Here is a 13,119-nt window from a genome sequence, read left to right on the forward strand (position 1 = left end):
ATCAAGCGCGCCATCGCCGTTGCCGGCGTTGCTTCAACACTCAGGGCGATAACAGGATGAAGGGAGCCTAGGTGCTCCATCGCAAATTACCTGAGCCAACAGCCGCGCGGAGTTCTCACACAGCCTCCACCCCAACCCGGTCAGTAATGTTAGGCACGCTCAGGTCAGGCCCGACGTAGGCGGCACCCCGACCGCCCCTCCCTAAATCAAATCATCCACCGATACCCCGAGCGCACTGGCCAGTTTCTTGATGGTTTCGATGGAGCCGGATTCCCGGCCAGCTTCAATGTCGGCGATCTGGACGCGATTGACGCCAGAAGCCTCGCAAAGCCCGACCTGGGTCAGTCCGCGAAATTCGCGGTAAACGCGAAGCGGGCTTTCTCCATCGATCAGGCGGTTGGCGTATGGCTCAGGGACAAGTTCTTCTTGCCCGCTGGCAAGGCGGGACACGGCGCGATCATAGGCAGCAATGTCGGCTGCATCCTCGGCAATGGTCAGCAGGCGCTCATATTCAGCGCAGGGAATGGTCACTTTGTCAGTCATCGTCCACACGCCCTCTTCGTCCAATCTCCAGGACAGCCGGATAGCGCCATATTAGCCAAGAGGCGCGCGTCTTTCCAAGCTGTAAGCCCCTGCAACGGAAACTACTGCCCCGCCCCCATTTCCCGCCCTGCCTTGACTTCACCCCAATTGAGGTAGATGGTGCGCAAATACGTTTCTGCCCACTGTTGGCGAACTTGGCCTGCCGGCGCTGCCGGTCGCTTGGCTTTCCTTCCGAAATGCAAACGTTCTTAGGCTCCCGATGCGCAACGCACGGGGGAAACCTGCTCGTTTGCTTCGCTTCGAGCCAAACTGAAAGGCGCCAACATGATCAACGGCACCGTAAAATTCTATAACGCCACCAAGGGCTTCGGCTTCATCACCCCTGACACCGGTGGCAAGGATGCCTTCGTGCATGTCTCGGCTATCGAGCGCGCGGGCCTCTCGACCCTGGCCGATGGCCAGAAGGTCACCTACGACCTCGAAAGCGGTCGTGACGGCCGCGAATCCGCGATCAATATCGCCCTGGCCTAAAGCCGGATCCGTGGGGGCACCCTCGGGCGCCCCCATTTTCACGTTCACAAGGAGCGCACATGCCGCACCGCTATAAAGTCGGTCAAATGCTCGAATTGCGTTCGGCCCCCCGGCACAGCAACCGCCCAGCCGGCCCCTGCGAGGTGATGAGCTGCCTGCCGCATGACAAGGGTCCGGTACTGTACCGGGTCAAGTCGTGGGGCGAGAGCAATGAACGCGTGGTCGAGGAAATCGACCTCACCCCCAGCTCGGTCGTCAAGACCGTGTTCGAGGACACCGAAAGTGTCTTCACCATCGCCGTCAACAAGCGGTGAATGCGGCCCTCGACTGGACCGAACCTGCAGAACTCTACGCGGTGCTGGGCGCATTTCGTGCCCGCAACGCGCAATACTTCAGATTTTCCTCTGCCGCCGAAGCGATCCGCTTCGCCATTGAGGACATGCCTGCCGCAGCCTTGCGCGGCATGGCCGTGGAAAGCGGCGACAACCGATATGAGGGGCAACAGATCCGCGCGCTTTATGACGCGCAGGATTATCCCCTCGAGCGCGCCAAGCGCTGAGACCCCGGCCAAGGGCCGGTAGAAAGACAGATTAATGAACATCGATATGCTGAATATGCCGGGGCAGCTTTTCCTCGGCACCAGTGCTGCATCAGCACGCGCCGCGGGCGCCAGACGCTTCAACTCGGCCGCCAAGGCCATCCGCTTTGCCATGGAACAGGCCGCGCCGGTCAGCCTGCATGGTGCGCAATTGTGTGTGGGAAACCGCCGCTATGGCTCGCGCCAGATTCGCAATCTGCATCGGCAGTTGGCCGATATCGGCCAGGCCCGGGGGCCCGGCCGGTAGGGCGTATCAGGTCCGCGCCGGCGCTGCGCCGGGGCGGCCGGTGGGACGCGCGGGACGCTTGGGGCCGGCAATCAAACCTTCACGAATAGCCTGCTTGCGCGCCAGCTTGCGGCTGCGGCGGATCGCTTCGGCCTTCTTGCGCACACGGGCTTCGGAGGGCTTTTCGAAATACTTCCGGAGCTTCATCTCACGGAACACACCTTCGCGCTGAAGACGCTTCTTGAGCACGCGAAGGGCCTGATCGACATTGTTGTCGCGGACTTGAACCTGCAAAAACTTTCCTAACTTTAGGTTGGCCTCACCAGATATGGGTGGGAATGGATGGCCGCTCGGCGATCCGGGGCTTGGGGTATCACCATTTGCCCGGATGACCAAATCGGGATGTGGACAGCGCCCCTGCCCTTGCCCAAAACCCTTCTGCGCGCTAGAGCAGCCGCTATTCCCCCTCCGGCCGAGATGCCCATGACCGTGACCCGTCCGCTGCGCATAGCGCCCTCCATTCTTTCTGCCGACTTCGCGCGGCTGGGCGCGGAGGTGCAGGCGATTGCCGAGGCGGGCGCGGACTATATCCATGTCGATGTGATGGACGGGCATTTCGTGCCCAATATCTCGTTCGGCGCGCCGGTGATGAAGGCGGTGCGGGGGGTGACCGACAAGGTCTTCGACGTGCACCTGATGATCGCGCCCGCGGACCCGTATCTCAATGACTTCGCCAAAAGCGGCGCCGATATCATTACCGTGCATGCCGAGGCCGGCCCGCATCTGCACCGTTCGCTGCAGGCGATCCGGGCGCTGGGCAAGAAGGCCGGCGTGGCGCTCAATCCGGCAACGCCGGTGTCGGCGATCCAGCATGTGATCGAGGATTGCGACCTGGTGCTGATCATGAGCGTCAATCCCGGCTTTGGCGGGCAGAGCTTCATCCCCGAGAGCCTGAACAAGATCGCCCAGGCCAAGGCCCTGATCGGCGGGCGGGATATCGATCTCGAAGTCGATGGCGGGGTGAGCGCCAACAATGCCCGCGAGATCGTGCGCGCCGGCGCCAATGTGCTGGTGGCCGGCTCGGCCATTTATGCCGGCAATGACCCGAAAACCTATGCTGGACGGATCAAGGCGATCCGCGACGCGGCAACGGGGATGGTGGTCTAGCCGCGACGTTGCGCGCGGCCTCCACCCCCTTCAAGACCTGAATCAAACTCTGACCAATCAAGGCTAAACCCATGATCCCGCGCTATTCCCGTCCCGAAATGGTGGCCAATTGGTCGGCCGAGAACCGCTTCGCCATCTGGTTCGAAATCGAGGCGCACGCCACTTCCAAGCTGGCCGAGCTGGGCGTGGTGCCCAAGGAAAGCGCCGACAAGATCTGGGAGGTGATGAATGCCAGGAAGGCCGAGCGCGGCGACTATGGCTTCGACGTGGCGCGCATCGACGAGATCGAGCGCACCACCAAACATGACGTCATCGCCTTCCTCACCCATTTGAGCGAAATCGTCGGCCCCGACGCGCGCTTCGTGCACCAGGGCATGACCAGCTCAGACATTCTGGACACGACTTTGTCGGTGCAATTGAAGAACGCTGCCGACATTCTGCTCACCGATATCGACGCCCTGCTGGCCGCGCTCAAAAAGCGGGCGCTGGAGCACAAGCACACCATCACCATCGGCCGCAGCCACGGCATTCACGCCGAGCCGACCACCTTCGGGGTCAAGCTGGCCGAAGCCTATGCCGAATTCACCCGCAACCGGGCGCGGCTGGTGGCAGCGCGCGACGAGATTGCGACGGCGGCGATCTCCGGCGCCATCGGCACTTTCGCCAATATCGATCCGTCGGTGGAGCAATATGTGGCCGAACAGCTTGGCCTGTCGATCGAGCCGGTTTCAACCCAGGTGATCCCGCGTGACCGCCACGCCATGTTCTTCGCCACGCTCGGCGTCATTGCCTCGTCCATCGAGCGCGTCGCCGTCGAAATCCGCCATTTGCAGCGCACCGAAGTGCTCGAAGCAGAGGAATTCTTCTCGCCCGGCCAGAAGGGCAGCTCGGCCATGCCGCACAAGCGCAACCCGGTGCTGACAGAAAACCTCACGGGGCTGGCGCGCCTGGTGCGTGGCATGGTGACCCCGGCGCTGGAAAACGTGGCGCTCTGGCATGAGCGCGATATCTCGCACTCCTCGGTCGAACGCATGATCGGGCCGGATGCGACCGTGACGCTGGACTTTGCCCTGGCGCGCCTGACCGGCGTGATCGACAAGCTGGTGGTCTATCCCGAAAACATGCGCAAGAATCTCGACCTGCTCGGCGGCTTGCACAATTCGCAGCGCGTGCTGCTGGCGCTGACCCAGGCCGGCTATAGCCGCGAGGACTCTTACGCCGCCGTGCAGCGCAACGCCATGAAGGTCTGGGAACATCGCGGGGATCGCGCGGGGCTGTTCGCGCAGAACCTCAAGGACGACCCGGAAGTGACTCTGAGTGATGCGCAAATCGACGCCATGTTCGATGACGGCTATCATCTCAAGCATGTCGACACGATCTTCGCCCGGGTCTTCGGCGCATGAGGATTGCCGACGCGGATATTCTGATCCTGCCGGGACTGGGTGGTTCCGGCGAGGGCCATTGGCAGCTTCGATGGGCCGAGAAGATGTCCACGGCCGGGATTGTCGAGCAGGCCGATTGGGATGACCCCGATCCCGAGGACTGGACCGACACCCTGGTGCAGGCCGTCGAGTTGGCCGAACGGCCGGTCGTGCTGGTTGCCCATTCCCTGGCCTGCATCGCCCTGGTGCAGGCTGCCGCGCGCTTCCCCGAGGGCAAGGTCAAAGGGGCGTTTCTGGTGTCACCGCCCGATATCGAGGGCAATAAGGACCTGCCCGAGGAAGCGCGCGCCTTCGGGCTCGTGCCGCGCGATCCCCTGCCCTTTCCGTCCTTGTTGGTGATTTCGGACAGCGATCCCTATTGCTCGCTGGAAGCCGCCGCCGACTATGCCGGCGCCTGGGGCTCGGATTTCCATCAGGCTGGCAATGCCGGACATATCAATGTCCATTCCGGGCACGGCCCCTGGCCCGAGGGCCTGCTGATGTTCACCCGGCTGATGCAGCGGCTGTGATGGACGGCTATGAACTCATCCCCACAACGCCGGACGTCGACGACTATCTGCGCCTGCGCATTGCCGCAGGTCTGAGCGCCAAGACCCGCGAGCAGGCCGAAATCGGCCTGCCCAATAGCTGGTATGGCGTTACTGTCCTGCTGGACGGTTCGGCTGTCGGCATGGGGCGGGTTATCGGCGATGGTGGCACGGCGTTCCAGATCGTCGATATCGCGCTCGAACCTGCCCATCACGGCAAGGGGTTGGGCAAGGCCATAATGGCGGCGCTGATGGCGCGCCTCAAGGCCGAAGCGCCCGAGGGCGCCTATGTCAGCCTGATCGCCGATGGCGATGCGAAACACCTTTATGCCAAATATGGTTTTGAGCCGGTGATGCCAGCATCGATTGGCATGGCGATGCTGATCGGGCGGGACTAGGAACCGTCGTCGGATTCCAGAACGCCGAGCCCAAGAATGGGCGCAAATCGCTCAAGCACCTCGATTAGCAGTTCCTGCGGCACAACTTCCTTGCGTTTGCCGCCCCGCTCCCGCCAGTCGAGCGACCTTGTCTGGTCGACCTGGATGACACCCGTAGTCTCGGTGCCTGCATTCTGCAGGGTCACGGCAAAGCCGTTGTGTCGCGAGGCATTGCCGACTGTGGTGATAGAAGCGAAAAATGCCAGGCCAGTGGCGCGATTGAACCGGAAATCAGACAGGCACAGCGCCGGATGAGGGCCCCTTTGCTCTTTCCCTGCCGACGGTGACAAATTCAAAAGCCAGATTTCTCCTGGCGATGGGATCGCATTTGGCCTTACCAAACTTCACGCCCCACGGCCGGGCTATTTTGCCAATCATTTTCGTCTTCGGATACCGCACTTTGCGCGTCGCCTTGGGTCAAAAGCTCATCGAGCGTGTAGCGCGGCTTGCGCACGCGCTGCCGTGTCCGTTCAGCCACCGGTTCCAACGTGATCCTTGTGCCTTCGACCGTTACAGTGAGTTCCTGCCCTTCTTTAAGATCCAGCATATGACGTGCAGCAGCCGGCACCGTCACCAGTAGTGACCCACCTGCTTTCTTCAGCCGGGTCGAGCCGAAGTCCGTTCCAGATCTCACATTTTCACTTGCGACCATTTTTGGACCTCGAATGTTCTACAAATATCTAACACTCTGGAGGCAAGAGTTCAATGCCGGCGATGCCCGGCCAGCAAAACTTCCAAATGCAAAGACCCCGCCGGTCATCCGACGGGGTCCTATTGTTTTCGCGGGGAAGCGCCTGCACTTACCCCTCGGCGGCGATCTGCTCGCTGGCGACGGTGATGAGGGTCAGCATCTTTTCCCGAATCACGGTTTCGGAGATGTCCACGCCCTTGGCCTTGAGATCACCGGACACCTTGCGGAACACGTCCTCGTCACCGGCTTCCTCAAAGTCAGAGGCCACGACTTCGGCCGCATAGGCCTTGGCGGCGTCGGCTTCCAGGCTCATGAGCTCTGCGGCCCACAGGCCCAAGAGCTTGTTGCGGCGCGCTTCGGCCCTGAACTTCTTTTCCGCGTCGAAAGCGAACTTGGCTTCCTGGCCCTTCTTGCGTTCTTCGAACCCGCTCATGGTCTCTCCCGTTCGGTCTGAGGGCCGCTCCGGCGGCCGTTATCCTTGGACATAGGCGGTTCAGCGACGCAAATCAACGCTGGCGCGTGCGCCTGCGACCGCATGCCCATGATCGGCCGGTGTAACGGAAAGCGCTTGCTTTTTTGTGTCATTCTGGCGCATGAAGCGCCCCATTCCACCCTCGTTTTTCCAGCAGCGGATTCGTCCATGAACCGTCGACGCAAAATCTATGAAGGCAAGGCCAAGATCCTGTTCGAGGGTCCGGAGCCGGGCACTCTGGTGCAGTACTTCAAGGACGATGCCACCGCCGGCAACGGCGCCAAGCATGAAGTGATCGACGGCAAGGGTGTGCTGAACAACCGCATTTCCGAATTCGTCTTCTCCAAGCTCAACGATCTGGGCATTCCGACCCATTTCCTGCGCCGCATCAACATGCGCGAACAGTTGATCAAGGAAGTCGAGATCATCCCGCTCGAAGTGATCGTGCGCAATGTGGCCGCCGGTTCGCTGGCCAAGCGCCTGGGTCTCGAGCCCGGCACGCGCCTGCCCCGCTCGATCATCGAATTTTGCTACAAGGACGACGCGCTGGGCGACCCCATGGTCTCCGAAGAGCACATCACCGCCTTTGGCTGGGCCACCCCGGCGGAGCTGGACGACATCATGAGCCTGGCCGTCCGGATCAACGACTTCCTGACGGGCCTGTTCATGGGCGTCGGCATCCAGCTCATCGACTTCAAGATCGAATGCGGCCGCCTTTACGAAGGCGACATGATGCGCATCGTCCTGGCGGATGAGATCAGCCCCGATAATTGCCGCCTGTGGGACATCAAGACCCGCAACAAGATGGACAAGGACCGCTTCCGCGAAGGGCTTGGCGGGCTGGTCGAGAATTATCGCGAAGTCGCCCAGCGCCTGGGCATCCTGGTTGAGAACGACAACGCGCTGACCACCGGTCCGCGCCTGGTCCAGTAGGTTTTGGAGCGAACCATGAAAGCGCGCGTCATCGTCACGCTCAAGAACGGCGTTCTCGACCCCCAGGGACAGGCCATTGAAGGGTCTTTGGCCAGCCTGGGCTTTGCCGGTGTTTCTGGCGTGCGCCAGGGCAAGGTGTTCGATCTCGAAGTGCCGGGAACCGATGAGGATGCTGCACGTTCTCAAATCAAAGAGATGTGTGAAAAGCTCCTCGCCAACACTGTGATCGAAAACTACGCGATCGAAATCTCACATTAACGCCTCACGGCTATAACCCAATTCGCGCCAATGAATGGCGCAGGACCGTATGACTATGCGCAAGACCCAGATCGCCCTCACCGTCATGTTCTTCTCCTCGCTCGGCCTGCTGTTTGCGGCCTATGCGTCCGTACCAGTCTGATTGGTTTTTAGCCAAATCCTTACCCATTAAGCATTTTCCTTAAGCCTGCCATCACGCATTGATGGGGCTGAAAGGCGCTTGCCGCTATGGTGCCGCATCAATAATGCGGAGGCGCGGCAAGATGGGCGAAAAAACCAGGCTCGACTGGGTGGACATGGCCAAGGGTCTGTCCATTTTCCTGGTGGTGACCATGTATTGCGCCGCCAGTGTGGGCGAAGATACCGGCCAGACCGGCTTCCTGCACTGGACCATTGCCTTTGCCACGCCCTTCCGCATGCCGGAATTCTTCCTGCTTTCGGGCCTGTTTCTCACCCAGGTGATCGAACGCCCCTGGCGGGCGTTCGCTGATCGCCGCGTTGTGCATTACGCCTATTTCTACGCGCTCTGGGCGGTCATCCACATTCTGTTCAAGGAGGCGCTGATCGGGCGCGATCCGACAGGCGCGGCCGCATCGCTCGCGCTGGCAGCGGTCGAGCCCTATGGCGTGTTGTGGTTCATCTACATGCTCGCCGTGTTCGGGCTGGTTGCCAAGTTCCTGCATGAGGTCAAGGCGCCGCAATGGGGGGCGCTGGCCGTGGCGGCCATATTGCAGATGGCGAGCATCCACACCGGCAGCTATCTCGTGGACCAGTTTGCCGAGTATTTCGTCTATTTCTACGCCGGAGCCATCTTTGCGCCGCGCCTGTTTGCCCTGGCCGACTGGACAGCTTCTCATGTCCCGGCTGCACTTGGCGTGTTGCTGGTCTGGGCGGTCGTCAATGCGGTCATGGTATTTTCGCCCGGCTTCCGCATGGACCCGGTGCATATCGAAATGGGCTGGGGCGCCCTGCCCGGCATCCACCTGATCCTGGCACTGGCCGGAGCGGCGGCGATCTGCATGGTGGCCGCATTGCTCACGTGCCTGCCCGCCATGGACTGGCTGCGCTGGATGGGCGGCAAATCGCTGGTGATCTATGTCGCGTTCGTGCTGCCCATGGGCATTGCCCGCATCGTCCTGTTGCGGCTGGGCATTGAAGAGCCCAATGTGCTGAGCCTGCTCACCATGGCAGTGGCGATTGTCTCGCCGCTGGTGTTGTGGTGGATCGTGCAGAAGATCGGCTTTGGCAAATTCCTGTTCGAGCGGCCGGGCTGGGCGCATCTGCCAGGCGGCCGTGTGCGGCCGGCCACAAACACAGCCCCAGCGGAATAAGAAAAAGGCCGGTTCAGAACCGGCCCTTTTTCTGGTTTGCTGCCGATCAATCCGGCGCCTTGAAGATGGACGGCACGATCGGCCGCACGCGCGGCAGCTTGACCGGCCGCTTTTGCGGTTTCATGTCGCTGGCCAGATGCGGCTTGCCATCCTCGCCACGGATCGTCATCGGCTTGGTCGCGGACGGCGGGGTCTGCGTCTGCATGCTCACTCCTCCCAATGTTGCCATGCTGTTCTAACGCCCCACATGTGGCAAGGTTCCACCCAATCGCCACATTCCCCGGGCATTTCGCCACTCGCCTGCGCGCAGGCTCTTGCCTTTTCGGACAAGAGACACCACAAGGGCCTCGCGCATCCCTGACAGATATAAGGATTGACCGATGAAGGCCGCCGTCATCGTGTTTCCGGGCCTCAATCGTGACCGCGACATGATCGCGGCGCTGACCAAGATCGGGGGCGAAAAGCCGGCCGTGGTCTGGCATCAGGATGCCGACATTCCCGAGGCCGACCTGATCGTGATCCCCGGCGGCTTCTCTTATGGCGACTATCTGCGCTGCGGCGCCATTGCGGCCCGCTCGCCCATCATGGACAGACTGCGTGAGCGCGCCGCCAAGGGCACCAGGGTGCTCGGCGTCTGCAATGGATTCCAGATCCTGATCGAGGCCGGGCTGCTGCCGGGTGCGCTGATGCGCAATAATTCGCTCAAATTCGTCTGCCGCGAGGTCAAGCTCGAGGTCACCAATGCCGAGACCGACTTCACCCGCGGCTACACCAAGGGCCAGATCATCCGCTGCCCGGTGGCCCATCATGATGGCAATTACTTCGCCGACGCCGAGACCCTGAATCAGCTCGAAGGCGACGGGCGCATAGCCTTCCGCTATGCCGAGGGCACCAATCCCAATGGCTCGATCAACGACATCGCCGGCATCCTGAACGAACAAAAGAACGTGCTCGGCCTGATGCCGCATCCGGAAAACCTCATCGAACGCGCCCATGGTGGCGATGATGGGCGCGCCTTGTTCGCTGCGGCACTCAAGCAGGTGGCATGAACCAGTCGATGCTGAACCGCGCGCTGACATGGACGGGCCTTGTTCTCGGGCTCGTCGCGCTCGGCCTGCAGTTCTCCATCTCCATTCCGGCCTATATGGCCAATGGCATGGGCCTGCCCGAAGCGCTGGTGCAGTTCTTCAGCTTCTTCACCATTCTGACCAATATCGCGATCACGCTGATCTATCTGTCGGCGCTGGCCGATTCGTCCTGGCTCAACTGGTTCCGCGCGCCGAAGACGCGAGCGATGATGACCGGGGTGATGCTGCTGGTGATGATTTTCTATCACGTGCTGCTGCGCCCGATCTGGCAGCCCGAGGGGCTGTTCCTGGTCTGTGATTACCTGTTGCACTATGCTGCGCCGATCCTGTTCGCACTGTGGTGGGGCGTGACGCAGAAGCATGGGACAATCGACTATGCCGATGCGCCGGTCATGCTGGTGCCGCCGCTGATCTATCTCGCCTATGTCATGGCGCGCGGCGCGCTCACCAATGCTTATCCCTACCCGACGCTCAACGCCTTTGAACTGGGCTATGGACAGGTCGCGCTCAACGTCGTGATGGTGGCGTTGGGCCTTTCCATTCTCTATCTGATCACCATCGGCATTGACCGCGCGCTGGCGCGGCGCCTGGCCACTTCCTGATCCCTCCCGCAGGACCTTTTCGATGACTCTTCGCAACGACATCGCCATTACCCCCGACCTGGTCGCCAGCCATGGGCTCAAGCCCGACGAGTATCAGAAGATCCTCGACCTGATCGGCCGCGAGCCGAGCTATACCGAGCTGGGCATCTTCTCGGCGATGTGGAACGAGCACTGCTCCTACAAGAGCTCGAAAAAGTGGCTGCGCACCCTGCCCACCAAGGGGCCGCGCGTGATCCAGGGGCCGGGCGAGAATGCCGGCGTCGTCGATATCGGCGACGGGCAGGCCGTGGTGTTCAAGATGGAATCCCACAACCACCCAAGCTATATCGAGCCCTATCAGGGGGCCGCGACCGGCGTGGGCGGCATTCTGCGCGACGTCTTCACCATGGGCGCGCGGCCCGTGGCGGCGATGAATGCGCTGCGCTTCGGCGCGCCGGACCATGAAAAGACCCGGCACCTGGTGAGTGGCGTGGTGGCCGGCGTCGGTGGCTATGGCAACAGCTTCGGCGTGCCGACTGTGGGCGGCGAGGTTGAGTTCGACGCCCGCTACAATGGCAACAACCTGGTCAACGCCTTCGCGGCGGGCCTGGCCGACACCGACAAGATTTTCTATTCCGAAGCCAAGGGCGTCGGCCTGCCCGTGGTGTATCTGGGTGCCAAGACCGGCCGCGACGGCGTCGGTGGCGCCACCATGGCCTCGGCCGAATTCGGCGATGATATCGAGGAAAAGCGCCCCACCGTGCAGGTTGGCGACCCCTTCACCGAAAAGCGCCTGCTCGAAGCGTGCCTCGAACTGATGCAGACCGGCGCGGTGATCGCCATTCAGGACATGGGTGCGGCGGGGCTGACCTGTTCGGCGGTGGAAATGGGCGCCAAGGGCGACCTCGGCATCGAGCTTGATCTCGACAAGGTGCCGGTCCGCGAGGAGCGCATGACCGCCTATGAAATGATGCTGAGCGAAAGCCAGGAGCGCATGCTCATGGTGCTGCATCCCGAAAAGGAAGCAGCAGCGCGCAAGGTGTTCGAAAAGTGGGAACTGGACTTTGCCACCGTCGGCAAGACCACCGACGATCTGCGGTTCCGCGTTCTCTGGCAGGGCGATGAAGTCGCCAATCTGCCAATCAAGGAACTGGGCGACGAAGCCCCCGAATATGACCGCCCCTGGGTAGAACCCAAGATCCCGGCGCCGCTCGCCAGGGATGACGTGCCGCAGATGGATGTGGCCGAGGCGCTGCTGGCGCTGGTGGGCGGACATCAATGCTCGTCGCGCCGCTGGGTCTATGAGCAGTATGACACGCTGATCCAGGGCAATACCATGCAGCGCCCCGGGGGCGATGCCGGGGTGATCCGCGTCGACGGGCATGAGACCAAGGGCCTCGCCTTCTCCTCGGACGTCAATCCGCGCTATTGCGAAGCCAACCCGTTTGAAGGCGGCAAGCAGGCCGTGGCCGAGTGCTGGCGTAACCTGACAGCGACCGGTGCCGAGCCGCTGGCGGCGACCGACAACCTCAATTTCGGTAATCCCGAACGCCCCGAGATCATGGGCCAGCTCGTCAAGGCCATCGAAGGCATTGGCGAAGCGTGCCGGGTGCTGGAATTCCCGATCGTTTCGGGCAATGTCAGCCTCTACAACGAAACCAATGGCCGCGGCATCCTGCCGACCCCGACCATTGGCGGCGTTGGCCTGCTGCCCGAATGGACCCAGAGCGTCGGCATCGGCTTTGTCGCAGAGAACCAGCCGATCCTGTTGATCGGCGGGCCCGCCGAGCGCGGCACGCATCTGGGACAGTCGATCTATCTGCGCGACCTGTTCGACCGCCGCGATGGCGATGCGCCGCATGTCGATTTGGCGGCAGAAAAGAAGACCGGCGATTTCGTGCGCAAGCTGATCCGCTCGGGCGTTGCCACCGCTTGCCACGACCTTTCCGATGGCGGGCTGGGCGTCGCCCTGGCCGAAATGGCCATGGCCGGTGACATGGGCGCCACCGTGACCGATGTCGAGGGCAATGACCCGGTCCTGACTTTCTTCGGAGAGGATCAGGGCCGCTATCTGGTGACCCTCAATCTCGACCCGCAGGGACCCGAAATTGTAGCACTATGGAAAGAGGCCGAGGCACAGGGCATCTTCGCCCCCTGGATCGGCAGCACGGGCGGCACAACGCTGACCCTGGGCGGGGCAAAGCCGGTTTCGGTCGCCACGCTCAAGGCCGCGCATGAAAGCTGGTTCCCCAGCTTCATGGCGGGCGAACCCAGCCACTAGGCCGGTCCGCCAT

Annotated in this window: 20 protein-coding genes; 14 read left to right on the top strand and 6 right to left on the bottom strand. The window is 62.0% G+C overall.

The annotated features are described in order from the left end of the window. Positions 1–201: 201 nt before the first annotated feature. The gene (locus tag DDE76_RS15230; protein WP_104894999.1) at positions 202–543 is read right to left on the bottom strand and encodes a helix-turn-helix transcriptional regulator; all 342 of its coding nucleotides are present in this window, start codon (positions 541–543) and stop codon (positions 202–204) included. Positions 544–867: 324 nt separating this feature from the next. Between DDE76_RS15230 and DDE76_RS15235 the strand changes: the two genes are divergently transcribed. The 4 genes from DDE76_RS15235 to DDE76_RS15250 are packed head-to-tail and all read left to right on the top strand — an operon-like array spanning position 868 to position 1,919. After that, positions 868–1,074, top strand: coding sequence for a cold-shock protein (locus DDE76_RS15235; RefSeq protein WP_104894010.1), 207 nt, complete (start codon positions 868–870; stop codon positions 1,072–1,074). A 59-nt stretch (positions 1,075–1,133) separates the two neighbouring features. Beyond that, complete coding sequence (locus DDE76_RS15240; RefSeq protein WP_104894009.1) at positions 1,134–1,388, top strand: hypothetical protein; 255 nt, start codon at positions 1,134–1,136, stop codon at positions 1,386–1,388. Beyond that, positions 1,385–1,633 (top strand): hypothetical protein, encoded by a 249-nt coding sequence (locus DDE76_RS15245; protein ID WP_104894008.1) that lies wholly within the window; start codon positions 1,385–1,387, stop codon positions 1,631–1,633. Before DDE76_RS15240 ends, DDE76_RS15245 begins: the two co-directional genes overlap by 4 nt. Positions 1,634–1,667: 34 nt before the next feature. Next, positions 1,668–1,919: a hypothetical protein gene (locus DDE76_RS15250; protein ID WP_104894007.1), complete on the top strand. Its 252-nt coding sequence runs from the start codon at positions 1,668–1,670 to the stop codon at positions 1,917–1,919. Between the two features lie 6 nt (positions 1,920–1,925). Here DDE76_RS15250 and rpsU read toward each other — a convergent pair whose 3' ends face one another. After that, a complete protein-coding gene (rpsU, locus tag DDE76_RS15255) occupies positions 1,926–2,192 on the bottom strand; it encodes a 30S ribosomal protein S21 (RefSeq protein WP_104894006.1) in 267 nt (88 codons plus the stop codon). Positions 2,193–2,387: 195 nt separating this feature from the next. Between rpsU and rpe the strand changes: the two genes are divergently transcribed. The 4 genes from rpe (at position 2,388) to DDE76_RS15280 (ending at position 5,432) form a co-directional block, all read left to right on the top strand. Further along, positions 2,388–3,065 carry a ribulose-phosphate 3-epimerase gene (gene rpe / locus DDE76_RS15265; RefSeq protein WP_104894998.1) on the top strand — a complete coding sequence of 226 codons (678 nt, stop codon included), beginning with the start codon at positions 2,388–2,390 and terminating at the stop codon, positions 3,063–3,065. 71 nt (positions 3,066–3,136) lie between these two features. Next, entirely contained in the window at positions 3,137–4,468 is a 1,332-nt protein-coding gene (purB, locus tag DDE76_RS15270) for an adenylosuccinate lyase (RefSeq protein WP_104894005.1), read from the top strand. Then, complete coding sequence (locus DDE76_RS15275) at positions 4,465–5,016, top strand: RBBP9/YdeN family alpha/beta hydrolase (protein ID WP_104894004.1); 552 nt, start codon at positions 4,465–4,467, stop codon at positions 5,014–5,016. The genes purB and DDE76_RS15275 overlap by 4 nt, the downstream gene beginning before the upstream one ends. Further along, positions 5,016–5,432, top strand: coding sequence for a GNAT family N-acetyltransferase (locus DDE76_RS15280; protein WP_104894003.1), 417 nt, complete (start codon positions 5,016–5,018; stop codon positions 5,430–5,432). Before DDE76_RS15275 ends, DDE76_RS15280 begins: the two co-directional genes overlap by 1 nt. On the opposite strand, the gene DDE76_RS15285 is transcribed toward DDE76_RS15280, so the two are convergent. From DDE76_RS15285 to DDE76_RS15295, 3 genes are all read right to left on the bottom strand, one after another. Continuing rightward, entirely contained in the window at positions 5,429–5,812 is a 384-nt protein-coding gene (locus DDE76_RS15285; RefSeq protein ID WP_157289458.1) for a type II toxin-antitoxin system PemK/MazF family toxin, read from the bottom strand. The two genes, DDE76_RS15280 and DDE76_RS15285, sit on opposite strands and share 4 nt — an antisense overlap. After that, positions 5,806–6,123 carry an AbrB/MazE/SpoVT family DNA-binding domain-containing protein gene (locus tag DDE76_RS15290; protein WP_104894002.1) on the bottom strand — a complete coding sequence of 106 codons (318 nt, stop codon included), beginning with the start codon at positions 6,121–6,123 and terminating at the stop codon, positions 5,806–5,808. Before DDE76_RS15290 ends, DDE76_RS15285 begins: the two co-directional genes overlap by 7 nt. 148 nt (positions 6,124–6,271) lie before the next feature. Beyond that, complete coding sequence (locus tag DDE76_RS15295) at positions 6,272–6,595, bottom strand: DUF1476 domain-containing protein (RefSeq protein ID WP_104894001.1); 324 nt, start codon at positions 6,593–6,595, stop codon at positions 6,272–6,274. A 207-nt stretch (positions 6,596–6,802) separates the two neighbouring features. On the opposite strand from DDE76_RS15295, the gene purC reads away from it, so the two are divergent. From purC to DDE76_RS15310, 3 genes are all read left to right on the top strand, one after another. Beyond that, the gene (gene purC, locus DDE76_RS15300; protein WP_104894000.1) at positions 6,803–7,567 is read left to right on the top strand and encodes a phosphoribosylaminoimidazolesuccinocarboxamide synthase; all 765 of its coding nucleotides are present in this window, start codon (positions 6,803–6,805) and stop codon (positions 7,565–7,567) included. Positions 7,568–7,582: 15 nt separating this feature from the next. Then, entirely contained in the window at positions 7,583–7,825 is a 243-nt protein-coding gene (gene purS, locus DDE76_RS15305; protein WP_104893999.1) for a phosphoribosylformylglycinamidine synthase subunit PurS, read from the top strand. Between the two features lie 263 nt (positions 7,826–8,088). Further along, positions 8,089–9,156, top strand: a complete 1,068-nt coding sequence (locus tag DDE76_RS15310) for an acyltransferase family protein (RefSeq protein ID WP_104893998.1) — start codon at positions 8,089–8,091, stop codon at positions 9,154–9,156. Between the two features lie 46 nt (positions 9,157–9,202). Here the strand turns inward: DDE76_RS15310 and DDE76_RS19620 are convergent, their stop codons facing one another. Continuing rightward, complete coding sequence (locus DDE76_RS19620; protein ID WP_157955847.1) at positions 9,203–9,361, bottom strand: hypothetical protein; 159 nt, start codon at positions 9,359–9,361, stop codon at positions 9,203–9,205. A gap of 175 nt (positions 9,362–9,536) precedes the next feature. Here DDE76_RS19620 and purQ point away from each other — a divergent pair, with 175 nt between their 5' ends. From purQ to purL, 3 genes are read left to right on the top strand one after another with little or no spacing between them, the layout of a single operon-like run. Continuing rightward, positions 9,537–10,205 carry a phosphoribosylformylglycinamidine synthase subunit PurQ gene (gene purQ, locus DDE76_RS15315; protein ID WP_104893997.1) on the top strand — a complete coding sequence of 223 codons (669 nt, stop codon included), beginning with the start codon at positions 9,537–9,539 and terminating at the stop codon, positions 10,203–10,205. Further along, positions 10,202–10,846, top strand: coding sequence for a Pr6Pr family membrane protein (locus DDE76_RS15320; protein WP_104893996.1), 645 nt, complete (start codon positions 10,202–10,204; stop codon positions 10,844–10,846). The genes purQ and DDE76_RS15320 overlap by 4 nt, the downstream gene beginning before the upstream one ends. 22 nt (positions 10,847–10,868) lie before the next feature. Continuing rightward, the gene (gene purL, locus DDE76_RS15325) at positions 10,869–13,106 is read left to right on the top strand and encodes a phosphoribosylformylglycinamidine synthase subunit PurL (RefSeq protein ID WP_104894996.1); all 2,238 of its coding nucleotides are present in this window, start codon (positions 10,869–10,871) and stop codon (positions 13,104–13,106) included. The last annotated feature ends 13 nt before the right edge of the window (positions 13,107–13,119 follow it).

Source organism: Devosia indica (assembly GCF_003056405.1).
Classification (GTDB): domain Bacteria; phylum Pseudomonadota; class Alphaproteobacteria; order Rhizobiales; family Devosiaceae; genus Devosia; species Devosia indica.